Annotated in this window: 22 protein-coding genes and 1 pseudogene; 14 read left to right on the forward strand and 9 right to left on the reverse strand. The window is 64.2% G+C overall.

Annotation, left to right across the window (positions count from 1 at the left end; all coding sequences use genetic code 11):
* Positions 1-169 precede the first annotated feature (169 nt).
* The 5 genes from H7J93_RS16875 (at position 170) to H7J93_RS16895 (ending at position 6,977) form a co-directional block, all read left to right on the forward strand.
* A complete protein-coding gene (locus H7J93_RS16875) occupies positions 170-1,150 on the forward strand; it encodes a quinone oxidoreductase family protein (protein ID WP_267307452.1) in 981 nt (326 codons plus the stop codon).
* Positions 1,151-1,161: 11 nt separating this feature from the next.
* The gene (locus tag H7J93_RS16880; protein ID WP_267307453.1) at positions 1,162-1,971 is read left to right on the forward strand and encodes an enoyl-CoA hydratase/isomerase family protein; all 810 of its coding nucleotides are present in this window, start codon (positions 1,162-1,164) and stop codon (positions 1,969-1,971) included.
* Positions 1,972-2,087: 116 nt separating this feature from the next.
* On the forward strand, positions 2,088-3,791 hold the full coding sequence (locus tag H7J93_RS16885; RefSeq protein ID WP_267307454.1) for an AMP-binding protein: 1,704 nt from the start codon (positions 2,088-2,090) through the stop codon (positions 3,789-3,791).
* On the forward strand, positions 3,791-4,984 hold the full coding sequence (locus tag H7J93_RS16890; protein ID WP_267307455.1) for an acyl-CoA dehydrogenase family protein: 1,194 nt from the start codon (positions 3,791-3,793) through the stop codon (positions 4,982-4,984). The genes H7J93_RS16885 and H7J93_RS16890 overlap by 1 nt, the downstream gene beginning before the upstream one ends.
* A gap of 7 nt (positions 4,985-4,991) precedes the next feature.
* Complete coding sequence (locus H7J93_RS16895; RefSeq protein WP_267307456.1) at positions 4,992-6,977, forward strand: AMP-binding protein; 1,986 nt, start codon at positions 4,992-4,994, stop codon at positions 6,975-6,977.
* Positions 6,978-7,029: 52 nt separating this feature from the next.
* On the opposite strand, the gene H7J93_RS16900 is transcribed toward H7J93_RS16895, so the two are convergent.
* The 7 genes and pseudogenes from H7J93_RS16900 to H7J93_RS16925 all read right to left on the reverse strand — a co-directional run bounded on the left by H7J93_RS16900 (position 7,030) and on the right by H7J93_RS16925 (position 13,291).
* Positions 7,030-7,800: a FadR/GntR family transcriptional regulator gene (locus H7J93_RS16900; protein ID WP_267307457.1), complete on the reverse strand. Its 771-nt coding sequence runs from the start codon at positions 7,798-7,800 to the stop codon at positions 7,030-7,032.
* A 105-nt stretch (positions 7,801-7,905) separates the two neighbouring features.
* On the reverse strand, positions 7,906-8,205 hold the full coding sequence (locus H7J93_RS16905) for a hypothetical protein (protein ID WP_267307458.1): 300 nt from the start codon (positions 8,203-8,205) through the stop codon (positions 7,906-7,908).
* Between the two features lie 82 nt (positions 8,206-8,287).
* On the reverse strand, positions 8,288-8,746 hold the full coding sequence (locus H7J93_RS16910) for a MaoC family dehydratase (protein ID WP_267307459.1): 459 nt from the start codon (positions 8,744-8,746) through the stop codon (positions 8,288-8,290).
* A 41-nt stretch (positions 8,747-8,787) separates the two neighbouring features.
* Positions 8,788-8,994: pseudogene (locus H7J93_RS29445) on the reverse strand (NAD(P)(+) transhydrogenase (Re/Si-specific) subunit beta); the annotation flags it as partial.
* 16 nt (positions 8,995-9,010) lie between these two features.
* Complete coding sequence (locus tag H7J93_RS16915; RefSeq protein ID WP_267307460.1) at positions 9,011-9,805, reverse strand: enoyl-CoA hydratase-related protein; 795 nt, start codon at positions 9,803-9,805, stop codon at positions 9,011-9,013.
* 109 nt (positions 9,806-9,914) lie between these two features.
* Entirely contained in the window at positions 9,915-11,780 is a 1,866-nt protein-coding gene (locus tag H7J93_RS16920) for a 1-acyl-sn-glycerol-3-phosphate acyltransferase (RefSeq protein ID WP_267307461.1), read from the reverse strand.
* On the reverse strand, positions 11,777-13,291 hold the full coding sequence (locus H7J93_RS16925; protein ID WP_267307462.1) for an HAD-IB family hydrolase: 1,515 nt from the start codon (positions 13,289-13,291) through the stop codon (positions 11,777-11,779). The genes H7J93_RS16920 and H7J93_RS16925 overlap by 4 nt, the downstream gene beginning before the upstream one ends.
* Positions 13,292-13,654: 363 nt before the next feature.
* Between H7J93_RS16925 and H7J93_RS16930 the strand changes: the two genes are divergently transcribed.
* The 9 genes from H7J93_RS16930 to H7J93_RS16970 all read left to right on the forward strand — a co-directional run bounded on the left by H7J93_RS16930 (position 13,655) and on the right by H7J93_RS16970 (position 23,554).
* Complete coding sequence (locus tag H7J93_RS16930) at positions 13,655-14,755, forward strand: NAD(P)-dependent alcohol dehydrogenase (protein ID WP_267307463.1); 1,101 nt, start codon at positions 13,655-13,657, stop codon at positions 14,753-14,755.
* 53 nt (positions 14,756-14,808) lie between these two features.
* Entirely contained in the window at positions 14,809-15,741 is a 933-nt protein-coding gene (locus tag H7J93_RS16935; RefSeq protein WP_267307464.1) for an alpha/beta fold hydrolase, read from the forward strand.
* Positions 15,734-17,149, forward strand: coding sequence for a wax ester/triacylglycerol synthase domain-containing protein (locus tag H7J93_RS16940; RefSeq protein WP_267307465.1), 1,416 nt, complete (start codon positions 15,734-15,736; stop codon positions 17,147-17,149). Before H7J93_RS16935 ends, H7J93_RS16940 begins: the two co-directional genes overlap by 8 nt.
* A 52-nt stretch (positions 17,150-17,201) precedes the next feature.
* Positions 17,202-17,528 (forward strand): hypothetical protein, encoded by a 327-nt coding sequence (locus H7J93_RS16945; protein ID WP_267307466.1) that lies wholly within the window; start codon positions 17,202-17,204, stop codon positions 17,526-17,528.
* A 323-nt stretch (positions 17,529-17,851) separates the two neighbouring features.
* On the forward strand, positions 17,852-19,183 hold the full coding sequence (locus H7J93_RS16950) for a cytochrome P450 (protein WP_267307467.1): 1,332 nt from the start codon (positions 17,852-17,854) through the stop codon (positions 19,181-19,183).
* Between the two features lie 15 nt (positions 19,184-19,198).
* Complete coding sequence (locus H7J93_RS16955) at positions 19,199-20,677, forward strand: aldehyde dehydrogenase (RefSeq protein WP_267307468.1); 1,479 nt, start codon at positions 19,199-19,201, stop codon at positions 20,675-20,677.
* 47 nt (positions 20,678-20,724) lie between these two features.
* The gene (locus H7J93_RS16960) at positions 20,725-21,720 is read left to right on the forward strand and encodes a PDR/VanB family oxidoreductase (protein WP_267307469.1); all 996 of its coding nucleotides are present in this window, start codon (positions 20,725-20,727) and stop codon (positions 21,718-21,720) included.
* Positions 21,717-22,808 (forward strand): Rieske 2Fe-2S domain-containing protein, encoded by a 1,092-nt coding sequence (locus H7J93_RS16965; RefSeq protein ID WP_267307470.1) that lies wholly within the window; start codon positions 21,717-21,719, stop codon positions 22,806-22,808. Before H7J93_RS16960 ends, H7J93_RS16965 begins: the two co-directional genes overlap by 4 nt.
* 2 nt (positions 22,809-22,810) lie before the next feature.
* Positions 22,811-23,554 (forward strand): hypothetical protein, encoded by a 744-nt coding sequence (locus H7J93_RS16970; protein ID WP_267307471.1) that lies wholly within the window; start codon positions 22,811-22,813, stop codon positions 23,552-23,554.
* 41 nt (positions 23,555-23,595) lie between these two features.
* Here H7J93_RS16970 and mmsB read toward each other — a convergent pair whose 3' ends face one another.
* Complete coding sequence (gene mmsB / locus H7J93_RS16975) at positions 23,596-24,678, reverse strand: 3-hydroxyisobutyrate dehydrogenase (RefSeq protein WP_499892777.1); 1,083 nt, start codon at positions 24,676-24,678, stop codon at positions 23,596-23,598.
* Positions 24,584-25,747 (reverse strand): isobutyryl-CoA dehydrogenase, encoded by a 1,164-nt coding sequence (locus tag H7J93_RS16980; protein WP_267307473.1) that lies wholly within the window; start codon positions 25,745-25,747, stop codon positions 24,584-24,586. The genes mmsB and H7J93_RS16980 overlap by 95 nt, the downstream gene beginning before the upstream one ends.
* Positions 25,748-25,757: the final 10 nt, after the last annotated feature.

Consider the following 25,757-nt stretch of genomic DNA (forward strand, 5'->3'; position numbering starts at 1 on the left):
TACCATTGGACCAAAGTATAGCGTCGTGTTACTCGCCTCACAAGAATTCCGCAAAAGCGACGGGAATCACGACCGCGTCAATATCCGAGATCCGGGGCAGGTTTTGCAGCACCTTGTGCGGCCCGAACAGCCAATGGTCTAATGGTCAGGCCATATAGAGAGGGGTGCTATGCACGCGGTGATCATTTATGAATTCGGATCGGCCGACGTCCTCCGACCTGGGGAGTTTCCCGAGCCGGCCCCGCGGCCGGGCTGGGTGCCCGTCAAGCTCCACGCGAGTGCGCTGAACTGGCATGACATCTTGGTACGGCAAGGCCGCTACGCAACGCCGTTGCCACACATCATCGGCGCCGACGGCGCAGGGGTGCGCGTCGACACCGGCGAGCCCGTCGTGGTGTTGCCCTCACTGAACTGGGGCGAACACGACGACGCCCCCGGCGCCGACTGGGAGATACTCGGTGATCGCACGCCCGGGACCTACGCCGAACTGGTCAGCGTGCCCGCCGACTGCGTGGCCCCGAAACCCGTCGGCCTCAGTTGGGCCGAGGCCGCCGCACTGCCGCTGGTGGGCCTGACGACCTACCGGGCGCTGTTCGTCCGCGGGCGGCTGCGTTCGGGCGAGTCGATGCTGGTGATCGGAGCCGGCGGAGGGATCGCCACTATGGCGATCGCCCTCGCCGTCGCGGCCGGAACCGCCATTACTGTCACGTCCTCCTCGCAGGACACCATCGAGCACGCGGTATCCGCGGGCGCACAGGGCGGCGTGTTGCACAGCCACGCCGACTGGCCCGATCAGGCTCGCGCCATGTCTCCCGACAATGCCGGATTCGATCTGGTCCTCGACCCCGTCGGCCGGTGGAGCGAGTCCGTGCGCGCCCTGCGCCCCGGCGGTCGACTTGTGGTTCTCGGCGCCAACGCCGCACAGACCGCGGCGATGGACATCCGCGGCTTCTACTTTGGTCAATTCGACCTTCTCGGAACGACCATGGGCAGTAGCCGCGACTTCGCCGGCCTGCTCGACATGATGGACCGGTGTGCAGTGCGCCCGCCTGTGATCGACCGCGAGTTCCCCCTGGACCAGGCCGCCCAGGCGCACGAATACCTCGAGAACGGACGGACTTTCGGCAAATGCGTACTGACGCACACCTAGGAGATGCACCCGTGACCGAGTCGACCACCCTCGTCAACTACCGAGTCGAGCCCGCCCAACCCGACGTTGACGGGTTGGTCGCCTATCTGACACTCAACGATCCCGACCGGCGCAACGCCTTGTCCGACGCCTTGCTGGATCAGTTGAATGCCCTATTGCATCGAGCAGCCGCCGATCCGGAGGTCCGGGTCGTCGTGCTCACATCCTCACACCCGCGGGTTTTCTCGTCCGGCGGCAATCTCGACGCGTTCGCGGACGACCGTCCGACGATCGCAAAGTACGCCGGAATCGCTCGCTTCCCCAACCTTTATCGCACCCTCACCGGGATCGGCAAACCGGTCGTGTGCGCCGCCAACGGGGACGTGCTGGCCGGTGCACTGGGCATCGCCTTGGCGTGCGACCTCGTCATCGCGAAGGAATCGATTCGGTTGGGCTGCCCCGAGATCAATGTCGGCGCCTTTCCGTTCATGATCTCGGCGCTGATCTTCCGCGCCACCGGACGGTTGGTCGCCAACGAACTGATGATGACCGGTCGACTCATCAGCGCAGCCGAGGCGGCCACGGCGGGACTGGTGAACAAGGTGGTGCCCGACGCCGATTTCGACGATGCGCTGCGCGAGTGGGTCGCCGACATCGCGGCCAAATCACCCTTGTTGATGGGCATGGGCAAGGCGGCAATGGCCGCGACCCGGGACCTGCCACTCGACGCTGCACTGGACTACCTGCAGTCCCAACTCGCCCTGGCCTTCACCACGCACGATCTGAGTGAAGGGGTGCGGGCCTTCAAGGAGAAGCGCGCCCCGGAATGGCGCAATGCGTGAGGCCGGCCTATCACCCTTTCGAGTGATTGCCGTTTCGGTCTGACCATTCTACGATTCGAGGATTGGCGCCTCCGTACGCGTCCCGGAGGGCGGACCCGAGAACGAGGAATTACGCGATGAAGCCGAGCCCGTACACCGACCGCTACAGCCCGCAGCAGATCGAGGAGTATTACCGCACAGGCATGTGGTCCACGGACACATTCCATGACCTGCTGCTCCGGCGAGTCAACGACAATCCCGACAAGGTATTCGCCACAGACGGGACGCGATCGCTGACATTTCGTGAGCTTTTCGAGGCCGGGCAGCGGCTGGCCGTCGGTCTGCACCGGCAGGGCCTGCGCCGCGGCGACACCGCCGCCGTCCAGTTGCCCAACTGGGTCGAGTTCATCCAGATACTGGCCGCATTGTCTCGACTCGGGGTGATCATGGTCCCGATCATGCCGATCTACCGGAGCGACGACGTCAGCTATGTGCTGTCCAACGCTGCAGTTCGAACGGTCTTCGCCCCGGCACACTTCAGCAAATTCGGCTATCTGGACATGTATCTCGATCTGCGTCAGGAGCATCCGGATCTGATGATTGTCGTCGCCCGTCCCGACGACGTCGCACAGGACGTGGTCGACGCGGACCCCGATGTGTTCACCCTGCAGGAACTCGAGGTCGAATCCGACGACGACAGCGCAGGTCGAGAGTTGAACGACCCACCCGGTTCTGACGATCCGTTCGTTATCGTCTACACCTCCGGGACCACATCCCGGCCGAAGGGCTGCGTGCACACGTTCAACACATACGGTGCGGGCTCTCGTGCGCTGATCGGCCCCTTCGGCTACACCGAATCCGACGTCCAGTTCGGTCCCTCACCAATAGCTCACACCACCGGGCTGGTCACCAGCGTGCTGCTGCCGATGCTGACCGGGGCGGCGACACATGTCATGGCCAAGTGGGATCCAGCTCGCGGCATCGAGGAGATTCAGCGCTTCGGCTGCACCGCTGCCGTGACGGCCCCGACGTTCCTGCACACGCTGTTGTCCGAGTACGACCCGCAGCGCCATGACCTGTCCTCGTTGCGATTGTGGACGTGTGCAGGCGCACCGATTCCCGCCGCGGTCGTCGAGCGAGCGGGCGCAACCTTGCCCAACATCAAAGTGCTCAGCCTGTACGGCCGCAGCGAAAACCTCGTCACGACCACATGTTCAGTGACTGACGATACTTCGCGTGCCCTGACCTCGGACGGCAAAGCGATGCCCGGCGCGGAGGTCAGGATCGTGGGCGAGGATGGGAACGAGGTGCCCCGCGGGGTTGAGGGCGACATCGCCTACCGAGGGCCCGCCCACATGGTCGAATACCTCTCCAACGCAGAGGAAACCGAGGGTCTGTTCACCGAGGACGGGTTCTCCAAGTCCGGTGATCTGGGCAAGATGACCGACGACGGATACGTGCGGGTGACCGGCCGGACCAAGGACATCGTCATTCGCGGCGGCATGAACATCAGCGTCCGCGAGATCGAGGACCATCTGGCCCATCATCCTGCGCTGAAAGCGTCCTCGGTGGTCGGCATGCCCGATGAGCGGCTCGGCGAGCGGGTGTGCTGCTATGTCGTCCCCGCGTCAGGACACGATGCTCCGACCGTCGACGTCCTCCGCGAGTTCCTCATCGACAAGGGCATGCCGATCCAAAAGACACCCGAGCGCGTAGTCGCGGTCGATGCCCTGCCGATGACCGCGACCGGAAAAGTTCTCAAACACGAGTTGCGCAAAGACATCGAACGGCGCATTCACGAGGAAGCTGCCGAGAGTCCGGAAGTTTCGGGTGCCCGCTGATGGACTTGAAAGACAGTCCCGCCGAGGCGGAGTTCCGCGCCAAGGCGCGTCGTTGGCTCGAAGAGTCGCTACCCACACTCGGGGGGGCTGAGCCGCCGGTCTTGGAGGACAAGCTCGACTATTGGCGGGTGTGGCAACGGCTACTGAAGAAGTCCGGCTACGCCGGACTGTCGTGGCCGACGGAGTACGGCGGCGGAGGCGCGGACGCCAAGATCCGTGCGGTGTTCAGCGAGGAACTCGATCGGGCCGGCGCACCCGAGCGGCTGAACATCGTCGGCGAGGATTTCGCCGGCCCGACGATCATCCAGTTCGGCACCCCAGCCCAGCGAGAGAGATACCTCGAACCGATCCTCACGGGAGACGAGATCTGGTGCCAGCTGTTCTCCGAACCGGAGGCGGGCTCCGACCTGGCGTCATTGCGCACGGCGGCCACCAAGGTGGACGGCGGCTGGCGCATTCAGGGACAGAAAATCTGGACGAGCCGGGCCCAGCTCGCGGCCCACGCGATCTTGCTCGCCCGCACGGGTGGCGGTCCCCGGCACAAGGGAATCACGTACTTCCTGCTGCCGATGGACAGCCCGGGCGTCGACGTTCGTCCACTTGAACACATGCTGGGCGAGGCCGAGTTCAACGAAGTGTTCCTCGACGACGTGTTCATCCCCGACGACGGTGTCCTCGGCGATGTCGACGGAGGCTGGCAGGTCGCGATGGCCACCCTGGCGTTCGAGCGGGTAGCCATCGCCACCGGACGAGTGAACACCACCGGCGCGGTCAACGACCTGATCCGTGACATCGCGAGCCGCACCACCGACGGCGGCACCCCGTTGGGCGCCGATCCGCTGGTGCGGCAACGGATCGCGGACCTTTACGGCCGCGCCCTTGTGCACTACCTGATCGGCCAGCGGGTCATCACCGGGGCGGCCGGAGACGGACCGCCGGGACCGGTGACCTCTATCGGCAAGCTGTACTTCTGTCCGTTGGTGGAAGATATCGCCGACTTCGGATTGGAGCTCGACGAGATGGCAGGGCAGTTCCCACTCGCCGAGAAGGACTCGGCCGACGCACCATCGGCCAGCCACCAGAGGTGGCTGCGGCTGGCGTACCAGGCCCGCGGGACCGCCATCGCCGGTGGGTCGACGTTCATCCAGCGCAACATCGTGGCCGAGCGCATTCTCGGCATGCCCAGGAGCTGAGGCCATCGTGACCGGATACCAATGGAATCCGACCGACGACTACATCGAAGGTGCCAACGTCACGCGGCTGGCCCGCGCGCACGGGTTGGCCGGCATCGACGAGCTGCGGGCGCGCTCTGTCGCGGATACGGAGTGGTACTGGGCCGCAGCCGCCAATGATCTGGGCCTGCGCTTCCGGACTCCGTACAGCCGAGTGTTGGATCTGCACAACGGAATTGAGCACCCTGACTGGTTCGTCGGCGCCACGATGAACATCGTCGATTCATGCCTTCTGCGATGGCAAGAGGCGCAGCCTAGTACCGTCGCGGTCTCCCATGAGGACGAAGCCGGTCGGGTCCGAGAGATTTCCTTCGACGAACTGGCCACCCAAGTCGCCTGTGCCGCAAATGGTCTGCGCCAGTTGGGAATTGGTCGCGGCGATGCGGTTGCAATGTATCTCCCGATGATCCCCGAGGCCGTCGTCGCGTGTTACGCGGTCGCAGCTCTCGGAGCCATCTTGGTGCCGCTGTTTTCTGGCTTTGCTTCCTCGGCGATCGCGTCCAGGCTGGCCGACGCCGAAGCCAAAGCAGTCATCGTCGCCGACGTGACCACCCGTCGTGGACGCTCGGTGCCACTGCTGCCACAGATCAGTGAGGCGCTGCCGCACTGCCCGACCGTGCAGCACGTGATTTCGGTGCCCAACGGATCCGAAGATGGGCGAGTCGGTCCTCCCCAATACGTAGGCGCGCGTATGGTTTTGTGGTCACAGCTGATCAACCGCTATGCCCCGCTGGAGCCGGTCGAAGTGAAGGCCATGCATCCGCTGCTGTTGGCCTACACATCGGGCACCACCGGTAAACCCAAGGGGGCGGTGCACACTCACGCCGGCTTTCTAGTGAAGACGGCCAGTGAAGTCGCCTACTCATTCGATGTCAAACCCGGCGGGGTGTTCTGTTGGGTCACCGACATGGGCTGGATCATGGGCCCGTTATCGGTATTCGGCACGCACGCCAACGGTGCCACACTGTTGCTCTACGAAGGCTCACCTGACCGACCCGACATCCATCGCCTGTGGCAGCTGGTCGAGCGCCACCGGGTCACGATGCTCGGCGTGTCACCCACCCTGGTACGCGCTTTGCGGACCGCTGAACTCGATCAACTGCCCGATGTGTCGTCAGTGCACGTGGTGGGCTCTACGGGCGAACCGTGGGACCCCGAGTCTTACAAATGGCTGGCCCAAGACGTGTTCGGCGGGCGGGTCCCGGTCATCAACTTCTCCGGCGGCACCGAAGTCGGCGGATCGTTTCTGGCGCCGTACCCGGTCGAACCAATCCGCAGTTGCTCGCTGGGCGGTCCATCGCTCGGGATGGACGTCGACGTGGTCGACGACAACGGTCACTCCGTCCGGGGGCAGGTCGGCGAACTGGTTTGCCGCCAGCCGTGGCCATCAATGACGCGCGGGGTCTGGAAGGACGACGAACGCTACCTGCAAGCCTATTGGTCACGTTTCCCGGGTATCTGGACGCACGGCGACTTCGCGATGGTCGACGACGACGGACAATGGTTCATCCGCGGGCGATCCGACGATGTGATGAACGTGGCCGGCAAGCGGTTGGCGCCCGCCGAAGTGGAATCGGTGATGATCACCCACCCACAGGTTGCGGAGGCAGCCGCTGTTGGAGTACCCGATACCGTCAAAGGTGAGGCAGTGTGGGCCTTTTGGGTTCCGCGATCCGACGGAGGAGCCGAACTCGACCCGGCGGCTGCTGATCGGGTGAGCGGTGAGCTGGCGGCACTGGTCGGACACGAACTGGGTAAACCGTTCACCCCGTCGCGCGTGTGGCGGGTGACCGCACTACCCAAGACACGCTCGGCCAAGATCATGCGGCGGGCGATCAGGGCCGCGGCACTCGGCACTGACCCCGGGGACCTCTCCGGCGCCGAGAATCCCGACGCTCTCGGCGAAATCCGCCGCCTTGTCGCAGCTGAGGAGAAAACGTCCGTTGATGTCTAGCCGGCCGATGGCAAACCCGACGAGCGACCACCCGTCCTATCTCATGCCTGAATCAGTCGTCGACGCTGATCGCGTCACGCGCGTCCATGGCCAACGCAGCCTTGGCGTAGCTGTGCACATGATTGCGCATGCGGCGTGCAGCCGCCTCGGCATCGCCGCTGCGGATCGCGGTCGTGATCGACTTATGCGCGCGCTGGGTGACGGCTCGGACCTCGTCGCTGACGAAAGCGGCGTTGTCGGTTCCGGCATAAATGGCATGCGACAACGCGATCATGAACCCAATCAACAACTCGTTGTGCCCAGCCTTCGCCACGCCGACATGCCAGTCGAGGTTGGCCTGCAGGAATGCCGGCAGGTCGGCGTCGGGTTCGGCGATGTCCCTGTTCGCCTTGTCGAGCACCGCAAGATCGTCGTCGGTGCGGTTGCGCGCGGCAAGCTCGGCGCAGAACGGCTCAATGGCTTCGCGGGTCTCCATCAGATCAGCCAGCTTGATCCGCTGGCCGCGGATGAGCAGGCTCACCGAATTAGCCATCGCTTTCGTAGTAGGGCGCTGGACGAAGGCGCCGCCGGCTCGGCCCGCCCTGACACGGACCAGGTTCTGAACTTCAAGGATGCGTAGTGCCTCGCGCACCGTCGCGCGGCTCATTTGTGTCTGCTTGACGAGCTCTCGTTCCGCCGGAAGCGGCGTACCCTCGACCAACTCGCCGGACAGGATTCGTTCACGTAGTTCGCGGGCCAGTACGTCGGACGCCTTGGGCACATCGACCGGTTTGAGCAGGAGGTTCGACCTGGCCGGGGCCTTAGTCGACTCGACGGGTTCCATCGCTCCTCCGATACATAACGGCCTAAAGGTAAGACCCAATGTACCGGTTGAGGTTTACCGGCGCCTCGGTCGCCACACCCCGCCCGTGCTCGGACACGGAGAGCGTCAGGTGTCTCGCGCCAGGTCGCGTTCCACGTCGTGTTCACCGAACAGCTCGTCGCCTGCAGAGTGGACCTCTTCATCGGGCTGAGAAGGACGGCGACGCTCCCAGCGCGCATCAATAAACAGCAAGACCAGACCGATCGCACACATGCCGACGCACACCCATGCGATGAAAGCGCCATCTAGCCCGGAAATTCCAAAGACGCCGTGCCTCGGGGTACTTGCTGTGGGGCCACCGGTGAACAGCGCGATGATCAATCCCACGATGCTCAAGGCCAGCAGAACCACGGCAGCGAAGCGCATCATTCGCCTCCCTCGTCACGCGCCGGTCCTGGAACCGTCAGAGGCCGAGCTTACGCGCTCACGACTACTTCGGAAACGAACATCAGAAAACCATCCGCGCGATGACCTCGGCAACCGCTGCCGGCTTGTCTGACCCGTCAAGCTCAACCGTCTGGCGCACGGTCAGATCGACCGTGGAGTCGTCCACCTTCCGTGCATCGACGAGCTCGGACCGAAGTCGAACGCGACTGCCCGCCGGAACGGGCGCAAGGAACCTCACCTTGTTGAGCCCGTAGTTGATCCCCATCTTGGTGTTGTCGACGCGATAATTGTCCTTGCTCAATCCAGGGATCAGAGACAGCGTCAAGAACCCGTGAGCAATGGTTGTGCCGTAAGGACTTTCGCTTTCGGCCCGCTCGACGTCGACATGGATCCACTGATGGTCTCCAGTGGCGTCGGCAAACGCATCGATGCGATCCTGCTCAACCGCGATCCAGTCGGAAACGCCGAGCTCCTGGCCGACGGCGGCAACGGCCTCGGCAATGGATGCGATGACGCGCATTGCTCACCTTTCTCGTAGACATCGATCTGCGGCGCATATCGGTTCGTCACCCTTGTTGCCAGATTGGCCAGCATCGAAGCGGAGCCGACGAGTAGCCCGCCGGCAACGATCAACACAGCGGTATCGAGCACGAAACCGGTCAACGCCGTGGCTAATCCGACATACACGGCGACAAAACAAATGACGATCGGCGCGGGCGACATCTCGCGCCCGGCGCGCGCCAACCCACTCTGTTCTCCGTCGAACATCGCATTGCCATCCCTGCTAATTGCCTCGGTAGGCGGCGAACTCGGGCACGCGCTTTTCGTTGAACGCGCTGACGCCCTCTTGCGCTTCCGGAGTCTCGCCGAACATTTTCAAACTCGAGTAAGCCATCTGCCCTACCGACGCGAACTGTTCGGTATCGGTGTTGAACGACTGCTTCAGGATCTTCAACGCCGTTGGCGAAAGCATCAGGATCTCATCGGCCCACGCCCGCACCTCGGACTTGAGTTCGGCCGCGGGAACCACCTTGTTGACGAGCCCCCACTCGGCTGCCTGCTCCGCCGAGTAGCGGCGACACAGGAACCAGATCTCGCGGGCTCGCTTCTCACCGACCACCCGGGCCAGAAAGCCGGTGCCGAAGCCTGCGTCGAATGAACCGACCCGCGGGCCGTTCTGGCCGAACACCGCGGTGTCCGCGGCAATCGTCAGATCGCAAAGCACGTGAAGGACATGGCCGCCACCGATCGCGAAGCCGTTCACTGCGGCAATGACGGGCTTCGGCACGTCGCGGATGACCCGATGCAAGGTATCCACCTCGAACAGGCCGGTTTCCGACGGTCCGTAGTCGCCGGTCTCTGCGCGCTGCTTCTGATCGCCACCCGTACAGAACGCCTTCTCGCCGGCTCCGGTCAGGCAAATCACGCCGACGTCGGAACTCCCCCAGGCCAATTTGAACGCCCGGATCAGCTCGTCGAGCGTGCGCGCGCGAAAGGCGTTGTAACGCTCGGGCCTGTTGATCGTGATCCAGGCAAGGCCGTTGTCGACCTCGTAGGTGATGTCGGTGAACTCGGTCATCGGTTGCCTCTCTTCATTGAAAGCCAGTGATTCGCCCATCGGGCCATTATGGTCTTACCATATTACCAAAGCAATAAAGTGTCTGGATCGACGATCATCGTGGCCTGCCTCACACTTGCACGGAATTTCGACGCATACGGGCCAACTCATCGATCGACCGCTGCAGACCATCCAGCTCGGTTTCAAGGGCGGCCCGACGATCTGCGATCTCGGCTGCGGACGCGTCGGAGTCCAGCAGACCGCGGTGGCGCGCCATCTTCAGTGCAGTCGCGAACATTTCCCCTGACACCGACTCCTCGGTGATGCGGTGCTGCAGCGACCACTGGCGACCCAGCCGGAGACACCGCGTGAGCAGTTCCTGCTCGTCGATGCCGGGACCGGAACAACCCAGGTTCACCAGTTCCGCTGCCACCACCCGGTAGGCGTCGACAAACGGTCTGAGCACCAGATGTGCCACCATCAGTTCGCTTTCGCCCAGACTCCGGGTTGCCTCCTCGACATCGACCGGTGCGTTCGGATCCTGATCACGTCCGGTCATGATCGCGAACTCACGCCACAGCTCGTCGGCGAACTCGTCGCGGCCCGCGAAGAAGAAATCGAACTTGAGAAGTTCGCGGACCGCCAGCGCCTTCTCCCACCCTGTGCGCTTGGTGGCTCCCGGGGTTTGCACGATCGCCAGCAAGGCTATCTCGGCGATCGCCCTCATCACCAGCACATGGATTGCGCTGTTGCGGTAGACCGCGACGATCAGGTGCTGGTCGTCGCCGATCCCCCACACCGTGGTCGGCCCTTCGGAGTAGCAGGTCAACACTCCAGAGCCGACCAAGTCGTGCAGCGTTTGCGACACCGTGGCACGGTCGGTGAGGTCCGCGCCCCCGGCGACGGGCCAACCGCGGGCTTTCAAGTAGCGCGCCAGCGGCGCAACGGTGGCGCACACCTCGTCGAGGGTCAGGGCTCGGTCTTCGCCGAGCATCGCCACGCACACGGCGGCAGTGGCAGTCACCGGAGTGGTCTGGTTGAGGCGATGGCAGATGTCCAGCGCGAGGCGCTCGACCACCTGACGATCATTCAAGCCTTCGTCGCGCAGTGCGACCATCCGCTCATACAGCGGCACCGGCGCGCCGAAGTTGATGTAGATGCGCCCCAGGCGATGCCGCAGGCCACGCGCGTAACTGAACAGCCAGCGCGCGTTCTCTGGCCGCTTGGGAAGGCCGCGCGATTCCTCGACCATCAGCTTGACTTCATGAAGCGGCAGTTGGTCGAACAGGATCGACACCGGAACCGCGAGTGTCTTCTCCGACTGGACGGATTCGACCGCATCGGTGACGTACTTCAGCAGCCCGTAGCGCGGTGGCCGAAGTTTGCCGGTGCGTGTCCGGCCGCCCTCGATCGACCACACCAGGTTGCGTCCGGTGGACACCATCCTTCCTACGACTGCCCGCAGGGCCACCCGGTACGCGGGGATATCGCCCGTTGCCCGCCGCACCGGAATGAACCCGTTACGTCGCGCAAAGGTACCCAGCGGGAAGAAGTTCAGGTTGGCGCCGGCCAGTCCGAACGTCGGCGTGATGCCTCCCTGGACCAGTCGTGGTGGGAACGAGAACTGGTCCAGGTAGGAGCGGTGCGAGATCAAGAAGATCAGGGCGTGGTCGCGGTCGAGTGCCCGCAGGTTCGCCAGTTCGTCGTCATCGATGACCACCTGAAATCCGCGGACCATCCACGCAGACAACGCGTGCCATACGCGCACAACCGCAGGGACGTGGGAAACAGCCATCTCGCGCACGTAGAGAGCCGCCTCGGCCTGTACGTCTTTCACATCGCGGCCCAGCTGCGACGCCAATATCGCTGTGGCGTTCAGAAATTCATGGGATGTAAGGAGTTCAGCGACCTCTGCACTGTCCGCTGACCGCGAGATCGTGGCCGTTGCGCCGGTCGGGCGCAGCAGCCGGGCGAGCCGATCCTGCAGGACCGTCACTTCCGCACCGCAGACGCTGCCTCAGCGATCGCCTCGGACCACTTCTTTCCTGCGACTGTTCCCGGCCAGTCGTCGAGGGTGTCTACGTAGAGCTGACGCATCCGCGGCACCCACGCGTCGAGATCCGCCTTGGTCCAGTTCTCTGTCGGAAGCGGTTCGTGGACGACCACTTCGATCGTGCCTTCCTGGGCCACCTTGGCGTTGCGCCACATGATTTCGCCGGCGTTGCGGATGACGACTGGAACGATCGGGACCTGCGCGTCGCGGGCCATGTGGAAGCCGCCCTTCTTGAAGGCCCCGACTTTCGGACTGAACGACCGGGTTCCTTCGGGCGACATCACGATCGACACGCCGTTGCGCAGCCTGTCGACTGCGGGCTGCAACGCCGAGACGGCCTTCGATGTATTGCTGCGGTCCACGAAGGCGACGTCGGCCATGGAGAACAGCTGTCCAAGTACGGGCACCTGCTTCACTTCCGCCTTCGCCACGACGGTAAAACCGCGTTGCACGACGCGCGTGGTGACCAGCATGTCGATCAGGGTGCTCTGATGGTTGATGAAGAACACGGCGGGACGGCGCGTCGTGTTCTCCTCACCGCTGATCTTGAACCGGATATTGGCCAGTTGCCCACCGAGACGGCCGAACAACGACGTCGCGGTATCCACTCCGCCGCGACGATCTTGGGTCAGCACCCCGGCGACCGCACCCACACCCACGGCGGCGGCGAAGCCACCGAACAACCCAGTCGTTCGCGCGAGCGCCAAGGGATGGAATTGGCTTCGTTTGCTCCGGAACCGCACGACCGACCACGCCTGCTCGCCGGCGTGGCGGGCCAGTTCCGATCCGGGGTTAACCGGGTGCGGGTACCCGACCGCGTCCAGAAACGGCACATCCTCATGGCCATTGGCGTACGCGTGGCAGTTCTTCAGCGGAATGCGGTGTCGTCTGGCGAATTCCCGGACCGCCGCGGCCTTGCCCTCGTGCCACGGCGGGCGTCCTACAATCCCCCCGGTAACAACTCCGTTCTCAGTCTCGAGCTCTGTGCACAACACATGGTCGATACCCAATTCCTGGGCCATGGGCTGAACCTGCATCCGTGTCGCAGACGTCGCAATGACGACGGTGTGGCCCTTCTTTTGATGAGCGCGCACCAGACGCCATGTCCCGTAGAAGAGCGCTCCCGCGATTTCCTGGGCAAACAGTTGCTCACCCAGCTCCATCAGCTCGTCATCGGTGCGACCCACCCAGCCCCGGATCCCCTGCAGCATCAGATCCTGGAAGGCGGCCTCGTCGAGCGGGCCGCTGAGCACCGCAAGCATCGTGCGGACGAACTCGTCGGGTCCCAACTCGAGATTGCGGGCGCGATGCACAATGAGGGCATTGGCTGAGTACCCCTGGATGAGTGTTCCGTCAAAGTCGAAGAACGCCGCGACCTTCGGACCGTCTGGTCCGGCGTTGATCTCGGCGATGACGTCGTCGACCGCAATCACCGGCGGCGCAGCACGCGTCATCTCGATTCGCCTCCCGTAGTCGGATGGGGGCACTTCTTCTCCGGTCGATCCGACAGCCCTGACCCGGCGCCGCGCCGCTCGCCTGGCTTCTGACGAAGGCGCACGCGGTGCCGGGCGGGTAGCTTGCGTCCGTCACCTTGAGTTCTGACTCTCCCACTATGGAGAGGCGACCTGGCGTCGCCAAGAGTGTTCCGGACGAAATACCTCTGCTGCGGGGTGGATAACCGCCCGATGTGGTGACGCGAGTGGTGCGGTCGGTCAGCGACACTCGCAACGCGGGATCACTGCTGATCCCGAGACCGGATTGCCGCGTCCACACCGGAACCGCCGTGCGCCGACGCCGCAGCAAAGGAAGGGAAGCGGATGCAAATCTCAGCCGCGGTCGTGCAGGAAGTGGGCGCGCCGTTCACCGTCGTTGATGTCGACATCGACGACCCGGCACCCGACGAAGTGCTTGTGCAGATCGCCGGAGCCGGCCTCTGCCACACCGATATCGCAGTCCAGCACGGACACATGCCGTTCCCGCTTCCAGGCGTCCTGGGCCATGAAGGCAGTGGCACCGTGGTAGAGGTGGGCGCCGACGTAAAGTCCGTCGCTGTGGGTGATCAGGTTGCGATCAGCTTCAACAGCTGCGAGGCGTGCCCTCATTGCTTGAAGGGTGAACCGGCGTACTGCCACGGCTTTCTCGAATACAACTTCGGCGGTACACGCCCAGACGGATCGTCTGGGTTAGCCTCTGCCGGAACCAAATTGGGCAGCAACTTCTTCGGACAGTCATCGTTGGCGACGCACGCGCTGGCTCACGAGCGCAATGTGGTCAAGCTTCCGCCGGGCACCCCGGTCGAGCTCGCGGGACCGCTTGGCTGCGGCGTCCAGACGGGGGCCGGCGCGGTGATGAACTCACTCGCCGTCCAGCCAGGATCGACGGTGGTCGTCGCCGGCGCCGGTGGAGTCGGTTTGTCCGCTGTGATGGCCGCCGTAGTGCGTGAGGCATCGTCGATCATCGCGGTCGATCTGCTCGAGAGCAGGCGCAAGCTGGCCACCGAACTGGGCGCCACCCACGTCATCGACCCGAAGGCCGGCCCGCTGTCCGAACAGATCCGTGAGATCTTGCCCGCGGGCGCCGATTACGCGGTCGACACCACCGCGATCGTTCCCGTCGTGGAACAGCTACTGGCCGCGCTCGGGATGAGAGGCGCCCTCGGGTTGCTCGGCGTGCCCGCCGATCCGCAGGCCGCCTTCACGATCGGCTTGTTTCAACCGCCCATGCTTGGCCTGACCATCCGGGGCATCGTCGAAGGCGACTCCAACCCGCAGACGTTCATCCCCTATCTGCTCGATCTGCACAGCCAGGGGAAATTCCCGTTCGACAAGCTGATCACCACTATGCCGCTGGCTCAAATCAATGAGGCGGTGGAGGCCCAGCACCGCGGGGAGGTCCTCAAGGCCGTACTCACTCCTTGAACAACGTTCGGACAACATCGATGACCGATAAGCGAAGGGGACAGGCAACCGCCGTGGCCACGGCGCTCCTGGCCGGCAGCGCCGTCGCCACGGCGGCTCATTTCGCGCAGCGCCGCGCCCCCAATCCGCGCGCTGTAACCTCCGCGCTCGAGCTGACGCCGAGCCACCGGGGCGGAACAGGGACGCCGCTGCTGTTGCTGCACGGCATCGGCGCCATTTGGCGGGCCTGGTCGCCCGTCGTGCCCTATCTGGAGCCACACCACGACGTCATCGTGCCGACCCTTGCGGGCCATGGCGGCGGGCCATCATTGGACCCGGGGGTGATGCCGTCACTTCAGGCCCTAGTTGATGCCCTCGAAGACGAGCTCGACAAGCTGGGCCTGCAGAAGGTGCACATCGCCGGTAACTCCCTCGGCGGGTGGATCGGAATCGAGCTCGCCCGACGCGGTCGGGCCCAATCACTGGTGCTCCTCAGCCCGGCCGGGGCCTGGCGATCGCCTCGCCGCATCAAAGTGCAGACCGTCGGTGTCAGGTTTTCCCTCGGCGCGCTGGCTCGTTATTCGCATCGGGCCGAATCGATCGTCGAGCGTCGCCTGCTGCGCTGGGCGCTGCTGGCGGGCCAGGTGGCGCATCCTCACCACGTGACGCGGGAATCGTTGGTGACCTACATCCATGCCAGCGGTCAGTCACCGGTCGTGGAGCCGCTGCTGCAGGTACTTCACCTGAACCCGGTCGACCCCCTGCCCGTCGACAGGGACTACCCCGTCAGGTTGGTGTGGGCCGACCGCGATCGTGTGCTGCCGTTCAAGCATTTCGGCTCGCCGATGCTCGAGCGGCTACCCGGGGCCGAGTTGATCCGCCTTCGCGGCGTCGGGCACGTCCCGATGTCCGACGACCCAGCGCGGGTGGCCGAACTGATCCTGGAGGTGACCGCTGAAGTAGACCACGCGGCGATGTCGACCGAGAGTATTGACCGCGATGCCTAGCACCGACGACGACAAGCTTGCCTCATGGGGCGGAGGACAAGACCTCAGCGCCTGGGAGGCGCTGATGTGGCGCACCGGTGGTGACCACCGCACCCGGTCAACCGGAGTGATGATCGAGTTGCTCGACCAAGAGCCGGATTGGGACCGGCTGGTCGACGCCCACGACCGGTTCACCCAAAGGGTCCCGCGGCTGCGCGAACGCGTCGTCGAGCCACCGCTGCCGGTGGTTGCGCCGGCGTGGTCCCCAGACCCACATTTCGACCTGGACTATCACCTGCAGAGGGTTCGGCTGCCGGGTGACGGCTCGATGGCTGAGCTGCACGCCCTGGCAGCCCAGTTCGCCGTGCGTCCGCTGGATCCCGAGCGTCCCGCCTGGGAGGCCATGCTCGTGCTCGGCGTGACCGGCGGCCGGGCCGCCTACCTCTTCAAACCTCACCACAGCCTGAGTGACGGAATCGGTCTGCTGCAGCTGTTGGACCTGGCGCACGGGCACAGTCGGGAACCCGGTCCCTCCGACGCAAGGCCAATGCCCAAGCCGCGACCCCAGGAGTCGCCCGAGAGCCTGCTGGTGAACCGCCTCGCCGCCAAGGCCGTCAACACTCCCGCCGACGTTGTGCGCGAAGCGCTCTCGGTCGCCAGTCGCTTCGCGGGCGACCCTGTTGGAACGACAAGCGAGGCCGTCAAGTTCGCGATGTCGCTACGTCGAGTGCTCATGCCGCCGGACACGCCGCACTCCCCCGCGCTGACCGGGGGCGGATCCAGTTACCGGCTCGACACATTCGACGTACCGTTCGACGACCTGAAATCCGCCGGGAAGGCTGCTGGTGGTTCGGTGAATGACGCATTCCTGGCCGGAGTGCTCGGCGGGATTCGGCGCTACCACGAAACGCTCTCCCTCACAGTCGATTCCATACCGATGGCGATACCGGTCAGCCTTCGTACCGACGCCGACCCGATGGGTGCCAACAAGTTCGCCGGCGCACGGTTCGTGGCGCCGGTCGGCGAACCGGATCCCACGAAGCGGATCGGGATCATCCGCCGCTTCATCCTCGAAGCGCGCACAGAGCCGGCGCTCGGATTTCTCGACCTGCTCGCGCCGGTACTGAGCCGCCTGCCAGAGATCGCGCTCACCGCAATCGCCGGTGGGATGACCAGTCTATCCGACCTGCAGGCGTCGAACCTCGGGGCGATCGGTCGTCCGCTCTATCTGGCGGGTGCACGGGTCACTCGCATCTATCCGATGGGTCCCCGGCCCGGCATCCCAGCGATGGTGACGATGTTGTCCTACGACGGAACCTGTTGCATCGCTGTCAATTACGATCCGGAGGTAATCGCTGACGCAACGGTCTTCTCGACATGCCTCCGAGAAGGCTTTGAAGAAGTGCTTGCTATTGCGCGCGTCGGCTGAAGTGGACAACCGTTCAGAGCAGATCACCACAGAGGACGCAGGAGAAAGCATCATGAACTTCAAGGACGTCGTCGAAATCCTTGACAAGTCCGTCGGCGGACCAGACGCCCACGTGGCTTCCCACGGCGCCTTCTGGCGTGGCGTTACGCGGGACCGCTTCATCGAAATGAAAGTAGGTGGGCGCAAACTCGTGACTTTGGGCGATGGCGCGCAGTCAAATCTCGTGTTGTCGTTGAAGGGCGAAGCACCCTTTGGCTCGGACCTGGACGAGCCCCCAGTCGGCGCCGTGGTGCTGCTGATGCCCGCGTACCTCGATCCCGTACCGGCGGAGTCCATCAGCATCATCGAGCAATGGATAGACGCAGGCTGTCCGGAGTAGGGGTTCTGACCCTCCAATGGCTGCGAGCAGTCACCCGACCGGTGAGCGTCCTGTGCGACCGGCACTCGAGCCCGCGGGGACCGATCTTCTCTCGAACTCGGCTACTTCGTGTCCTCCTGATAACGTCGCTGACCCGTCTCATCACTGATGTGGGCTGCCCGACCCCGCCGTCGAACGATGATCTACCCCCAACGCGGGAGCGATGAACCCCCTTCAAGGTGACGCAGGATCAAGGCTCGCGCCATGAGACTTGACTCAGCCCACCTACGACGCCTAGTGGACCCGCGATATCGGTCATTCAATACAGCAGAAAGAAGAAATCCGTGACGACCACCCAGCCCACCGAGCCAGCGATCCTTCCCGACCACATCGCGCGCCGGATCGTGCTCCCTGAGGGCCACTCCGACCTCGTCGCGCTTTACGAGGCCTACAAGTGGCTGCGGAACAACATGCCCCTCGGCAAGGCCGTGGTGGAGGGCTACCCGCCGATCTGGCTGGTCAGCAAGCACGCCGACATCCAGGAGGTAGAGGGTCAGCCGGACGTCTTCAGCGCGGGCGGTGGCCCCGAAAACCCCGGCTCGCACAATCCGATCCTGCAGAACACCGCCGGTGACGAATTCACCAAGAGCCTCCTGGGTGGCAGCCTGCGCATACTTGACGCCTTGCCGTACATCGATCCGCCCGAGCACACGCAGGCCAAGAACATGGCGTTCAACTGGTTCAAGCCGCCGCAGCTCAAGAAATGGGAAGATCAGATCCGCGACCTCGCCGACGAGTCGATCGATCACCTCAAGAAGCTCTCCGAGCGCGGAGAGATCGACCTGCTCGATGACTGGGCCCTGGGTTTCCCGCTGCACGTGATGATGACGCTGGTGGGAGTTCCGCCGGAGGATGAGCCGAGGATGATGGTTCTCACCCAGGAGTTCTTCGGCGCCGGCGATCCGGAGCATCAGCGCGAGGACCTCGAGGCGATGACCCCGGAGGCAATGGCCCAACAGTTCGCGGCCACGATCCAAGACTTCTTCGCCTACTTCGACACGCTGGTCGAAGACCGTCGCGCCAACCCTCGCGAGGACCTCGCCAGTGTGGTCGCCTGCGCCAAGACGCCCGACGGGGAGTACTGGCCGAAGACCTTCGTGTACGGGTGGTACACGGCGATCTTCACCGCCGGTCACGACACCACATCGGCAACCCTGGCCGGCACGCTCAAAGCGCTGGCTGAAAACCCCGACGTGCTGGCCCGAGTCAAAGCGGATACAAGTTTGGTGCCCCACCTGATTCAGGAGGGTCTTCGGTACATCGCCCCGGTCAAGCACTTCATGCGCCGCGCGGAGCAGGACTACACGCTGCGCGATCAGACCATCAAGGCCGGCGACCGCTTGATGCCGCTGTTCCAGTCGGGCTGCCGCGACGAAGAGGTCTTCGACGATCCCGACAAGTTCGATATCGACCGCAATCCGAACCCCCACCTCGGTTTCGGCTTCGGGGCGCACACCTGTGTCGGTCAACACCTCGCCAAGCTCGAACTGAAGGTGATGTTCGAGCAACTGCTGCCCCGTCTGGAGTCCATCGAAATCACCGGTCCCGGCAGTGTGACGCAGACGAATTTCGTCGGCGGCCTCAAGCACTTGCCTGCAAAAGTTACCGTCTCCTGAACGGCTGATAATCCAATGACAACCATTGATTACCCTCAGCTCTACATCAACGGCACGTGGGCCGCGCCCACCGGCCACGACACCATCGAGGTCCACTCCCCGACCACCGAGGAGCGGATCGGATCGGTGCCCCGCGGCAGCGAGGCCGATATCGACGCCGCTGTCGCCGCAGCTAGAGCGGCGTTCGACGCCCCCGATGGATGGGCGAACTGGGATCCGAAGGAGCGCGCCGACGTTCTCGAACGGTTTGCGACGGAGCTGGAGGCCCGCGGCGCGGAAACGGCACGCCGGGTGTCGATGCAGAACGGGATGCCGATCTGGCTCGGCCACCAGTTCGAGGCCGTCTTTCCCGCGGTTCTCACCCGCTATTACAGCGACCTGATGACCAGTGCACCGGAAGAGGAATCGCGCCCCGGCATGTTCGGCGGCACAACGCTGGTGTCCAAGCATCCCGTTGGCGTCGTCGGTGCAATCGTGCCCTGGAACGTTCCGCAAGCGATTTCGTTCCTCAAGATCGCACCGGCGTTGGCCGCCGGATGTACGTTGGTCCTGAAACCGGCCGAGGAGACAGTACTCGACGCGTTCCTCATGGCAGAGGCCGCGGCCGCAGCCGGCATACCCGACGGTGTCGTCAACGTCGTTCCCGGCGGTCGTGAAGTCGGCGCCTACCTCGTCGAGCACTCGGGCGTCGACAAGGTGTCGTTCACCGGCTCCTCGGCCGCCGGCCGCTGGATCGCCGAGGCGTGCGGCCGGCTATTGCGGCCAGTCACCCTCGAACTCGGCGGCAAGTCTGCGGCGATCGTGCTCGACGACGCCGACCTGGCCGGCTCCATCGAGCAGTTCTTCGGAGTCACCCTGCTCAACAACGGCCAGATCTGTTGGCTGAACACCCGGGTGCTGGCCCCACGCAGCCGATATGCCGAAATCGTCGACACCATCACCGATTTGGCACGCTCCTTGAAGGTGGGCGATCCTCTCGATCCCGACACCAAGGTCGGCCCGCTGGTATCGAAGCGCCAGCGCGAGCGAGTCGAAGGCTACATCGAGAAGGGCAAGAGTGAAGGCGGTCGAATGACCACCGGCGGCAAGCGGCCATTTGACCGAGGCTGGTTCCTCGAACCCACCATTTTCGCGGACGTGGACAACGACGCGACGATTTCGCGGGAAGAGATCTTCGGTCCGGTACTTTCGCTGATTCCCTACTCCGACGAAGCCGAAGCTGTCGCGATCGCCAACGACAGTGTCTACGGCCTTGGGGGAAGCGTGTGGTCGTCGGATCCCGAACGAGCCACGGACGTCGCCCGCCGCGTTCGGTCGGGAACTGTCGGCGTCAATCACTACGTCAACGATCCCGTCGCCCCGTTCGGTGGTATCAAGCAAAGCGGCATGGGGCGAGAAATGGGTCCAGAGGGACTGCACGCTTTCCAAGAATTGAAGACCATCTACCTACCGCCCCCGCCGGATACTGCCCAACCACCGGCTACGCCGCTGTAGTGCGCCCCCCATTTTTGGGCCACCTCGCGGATTGGAGCATGTGATCAATGTCTGCGCCCGCCGTCACGACGCCCAACTCCAGCGTCCACGAGTTCACCACTGAGCTGATTGTGCGGCGTCGGAGCACACCGGCAGAAGGCGTGGCGGTGCTGGACCTGGCCCATCCGGAGTCGCAAGACCTGCCGGCGTGGGAGCCGGGCGCGCATATCGACCTGATGCTCAGTGATGGCCTGACGCGCCAATACTCGCTCTGCGGCGACCCTCGCGATGCGGGAGTTTGGCGCGTGGGCGTCTTGCTGGATCCCAACAGCCGTGGTGGCTCGCGGCACGTTCACGAGAACCTCGCAGAGGGAACCACTGTGCGAGTTCGAGGTCCCCGCAACCACTTTCCGCTCGTGGATGCGTCGACCTACCGCTTTATCGCGGGGGGCATCGGCATCACCCCCATTTTCGCGATGATCGAGGCCGTGCAGCGCGCGGGTAGCGAGTGGACGTTGCTGTACGGCGGACGGACCAAGGCGTCCATGGCCTTCGCCGACGAGCTCGCCGAGCGATACCCCGAGCGTGTGACGGTATGGCCGCAGGACGAACGGGGTCTGCTCGATCTCGAATCTCTTCTCAAGGATCCCGAGGATAATACGCTCGTCTACAGCTGTGGGCCCGAGGCACTGCTCTCTGCCGTCGAACAGCATTGTGCTGCATGGCCTGCCGGGGCACTTCATATCGAGCGGTTCGCCGCCAAGGCGCCCACTGCGGAGCAGGCCGCCGAAGTTCTCGAGCAATTCGAGGTGGTGTGCCACCGCACCGGGGTGACTTTGGAGGTGTCAGCGGACAAGTCAATCCTCGAGGTCCTCGAGGAGGCCGACATCCCGATCATGGCCAGCTGCTATGAAGGCGTCTGCGGGACTTGCGAGGCGCGAGTGCTGGAGGGTAGTCCGGATCATCGCGACTCGGTGCTCTCGGAGGCTGAAAAAGAAGCCAGCGAGGTCATGCTGCCCTGCGTGTCGCGCTCACGCACCGAAAGGCTGGTGCTGGACCTGTGATTAGCAACTACCCCAAGAAATGCTGGTACGTCGCAGCCACGTGTGACGAGATCACGGAGTCGCCGCTGGGGCGCCGACTACTCGGGAAGGATGTCGTCTTGTGGCGCGGCGTGAGCGGCGATGTCCATGCATTCGAAAACCGTTGTGCGCACCGCGCTTTCCCGCTGTCACACAGTCGTGTGGACGGAGATCGATTGGTGTGCGGCTACCACGGATGCACATATGATACTGCGGGCAAGTGTGTCTACACCCCGGCCCAACCTCGGGTCCCGACGGGGATGGAGGTGCGCGTATTTCCTGTCCTCGAGGAGCCCCCGTTTGTCTGGATCTGGCTGGGACAGCCGTTCGCTGCTGCCGGCAGCCAACCGCCACGCATGCCATGGGTAAATGACCCGGCGTGGTCCACATTCGCAAGTGCCTGGCACGTGAAAGCCAACTACTTGATGGTTCACGAGCACTATCTAGACTTCAGTTACGCCCCCGTCGTGCACGCGAGGGATCTGCCTCCGGGCCTTGAGAGCATGGGTTCATTCAACGACGTCGAGGTCAGCGAGACGACTGTCTCCTATACCCGAATCTTGCCGGAACTGCCCCTCGCTGGTTGGCAGGCCGATGCGACCGGACTCGACCCTGGCCCGCCGTACAAGCACCGCGAGGGCGGCACATTCGTCACACCGGCAATACACCGCCAGTACTGGGAAATCGAGGCTCCGAACGGCACGGTGTACACCACTACACGAACCCACGGCATCACACCCGAAACGGAAACCTCCACCCACGTGTTCATGCAGTCATCGCGCAACTACGCCATTGACAGCAATGAGGCGACCGGCCGCCTGAGGTCATTCCTGGACGGAGTTTCCCGACGCGATGCCTCAATTCTGGAGATGGCGTCCGAGCACTCGGGTTACGACGGATGGCGAGGCGGAGTGGAGTTTCAAGCGGACGCGGCCGCCCTGCGCGCTCGACGAATTGTCGGAGTGATGTTGGCCAAGGAAGCGGGTCGCGCCGAGATCCGTCCCGGTTTGGCGCCGAACAGCAGGGATTACTCACTCAGTCCTTCCGGTCCACTTGTCCTAGGAGGTTAACCATGGAGAGATCAATAAGGCCGATCTCCTTGAAGATCGGCTTGTGGTGCAACTGGATCTTCGTGGCGCTCACGGCCATTGGCTGGCTCGGCATCGCTCATTTCTGGATGCCGGCCCGTGCGGATCTCGGTCTCGAAGCCACCAAAGTGTGGTTCACCGAGACGCACCACTCGGGCGTGATCATCGGATGCACGCTGTTCTATATCGCCGCGGGGATACTCACGCCCGGGTCTATTGCGATGGGCATCATGCTGGCGAAGATCGAGGGCCGCTGGCCACTGTGGTCATTCACCATGGCGGTGTGCGGTGTCTTCATCTCGTTGATCGTCTTCTTGAATGCCTGCGCGTGGCTCGTAGCGGCATATCGACCCGAGACCGGAGCCGACGTGATCCAATCCTGGTACGACTGGGCGTGGTTCGCCTTTTTGCTCGGCTGGATCTACCTGGCACTCGAGATGTTCGCAACCGCCGCGGTTGAACTGTTGGACGACCGACCTGAACCGATGATCCCGCGCTGGCTGACGTGGCTGACGATTGCGGGAGCCTTCACGGTGTTCTTCGCGGCGGGGCCGGCCTTCTTCAAGAGTGGACCGTTCGCCTATCACGGATTGCTGGCCTTCTACCTGCCGGTCGTCATCTGGGGCGGCTACATCGCCTTGACCACCTGGTACATGCTCAAGGAGCTCAAGCGACCTTCGGACCGAGCCGAGAATCCTCCAGAGGTGGCTCCTGCCGAAACTGCTTGACCGCCAATCCACTACTGCCTGATGGACGCCGTGGCACAGTGTTAGTCCTTACGGATTAGCTCGATGACAGCGCTGAAGTCCTTGTCGGAATGGTCTTCGTTGAACTTCGCGTAGATCTCGGCGGCGTGGGTGCCCAGCGGTGCCGTCGACCCCGACGACTTCACCGCATCCATCGCCAGCCCGATGTCCTTGTGCATCAACGCGGTTGCGAAGCCCGGATTGAAATCGTTGTTGGCCGGTGACGTCGGGACGGGCCCTGGCACCGGACAGTTCGTGTGGATGGCCCAGCAGTTGCCCGTCGCACCCGTGATCACGTCGAACAACGACTGCGCCGACAATCCGAGCTTCTCGGCCAGGACGAACGCCTCGCCTGCGGCGATCTGCTGGACGGCGAGCACCATGTTGTTGCAGAGTTTCGCGGCTTGCCCGGTGCCCGAGCCGCCGCAGTGAATGACCTTGCCCGCCAACGGATCCAGAATGGACCGTGCCCGCTCGACCGCGGCATCGTCACCGCCGACCATGAACGCGAGCGTGCCCGCCGTCGCGCCCTTCACCCCGCCCGACACGGGCGCGTCGAGCTGGGCGTGGCCGTGCTCGGCGGCCAGCTTGTTGATGGTGCGCGCATCGTCGACCGAGATCGTTGACGTGTCGATGAACAACGTGCCCGTGGCCGCCGCGGGCAAAGCCTCGGCGTATACCGATTTCACGATGTCGCCGTTGGGCAGCGAGGTGATGACGACGTCGGCTCCCGCCGTCGCGTCGGCGACACTGTCGAAGAGCTGCGCACCCTTCTCCGCCGCGGCATCCTTCAGCGTGGCAACCGGATCGAAGCCGTGCACGGTATGACCTGCAGCGACCAGGTTGGCCGACATCGGGCCGCCCATGTGGCCCAACCCCAAGAATGCGATTTTCATGCCTCGGCTCCTACTCGCTCCGGTCCTCGTCCCCTGCCCTTCGGGCGTGGGCCCACGTTCCTCGCTGCGATCCTCACTCGGCCTCGCCTTCGGTCGTCGACATTGACCCTCCCGATTAAGACGCGCGGGTACGGGCCGCTTCGGCCCGGCCGATGACCACGCGCATGATTTCGTTGGTTCCCTCGAGGATTCGGTGCACCCGCAGATCACGAACGATCTTCTCCAGACCGTACTCGCGCAGGTACCCGTACCCGCCGTGCAGCTGCAGCGCCTGATCAGCCACATCGAAGCAAGCGTCGGTGACGTAGCGCTTCGCCATCGCGCACAGCTCGACCTTCTCCGGATGGTTCTCGTCGAGCGCGGATGCCGCGCGCCACAACAGGGTTCGCGACGTTTGCAGCGCGGTGGCCATATCGGCCAGCGCGAACCGAATGGTCGGCTCGTCGAGGAGTGAGCCGCCGAACGCCTGCCGGTCCGCCAGGTAGCTACGCGCCTTGTCGTGGGCCGCCTGCGCGCCGCCCAGCGAGCACGCGGCGATGTTGATGCGGCCGCCGTTGAGCCCGTTCATCGCGATGCCGAACCCGGTGCCCTCACCGTCGGCACCGCCGAGCATCGCGTCCGCAGGCACCCGCGCACCCTCGAAGATCACCTGCGCGGTGGGTTGCGCGTTCCAGCCCATCTTGGCTTCCTGGGCGCCGAAACTCAGCCCCGGAGTGTCCTTTTCGACGAGGAAAGCGGAGATACCGCGCGGCCCGTCGCCGCCGGTACGGGCCATGACGACGTACATGTCAGACGATCCGGCCCCGGAGATGAACTGTTTGACGCCGTCGAGCACGTAGTCGTCCCCCGAGCGGACGGCCTTGGTGCGCAGCGCGCCGGCATCCGATCCCGCGCCCGGCTCGGTCAGGCAGTAGCTCGCGATCGCCTCCATCGAGGCCAGCCGCGGCAGCCATGACTTGCGCTGCTCATCGGTGCCGTAGGTGTCGACCATCCAGGTGCACATGTTGTGAATCGACAGAAACGACGCGATCGTGGGATCGGCCATCGACAACTGTTCGAAAATCCGCACGGCGTCCAGTCGCCGCAACTCGCTGCCGCCGACGTCCTCGCGGCAGTAGATCGCGGCCATTCCGAGCTCGGCGGCCTCGCGCAGTACGTCGGTGGGGAAGTGGTGGGTTTCGTCCCATTCCAACGCGTGTGGCGCGAGCCGCTTTTCGGCGAACGCCGCCGCTGTCTCGGCGATCACGCGTTCGTCGTCGTCGAGCCCGAAGTAATCCATCACAGTGCTT

It is taken from the genome of Mycobacterium barrassiae (genome assembly GCF_025822765.1).
Classification (GTDB): Bacteria; Actinomycetota; Actinomycetes; order Mycobacteriales; family Mycobacteriaceae; genus Mycobacterium; species Mycobacterium barrassiae.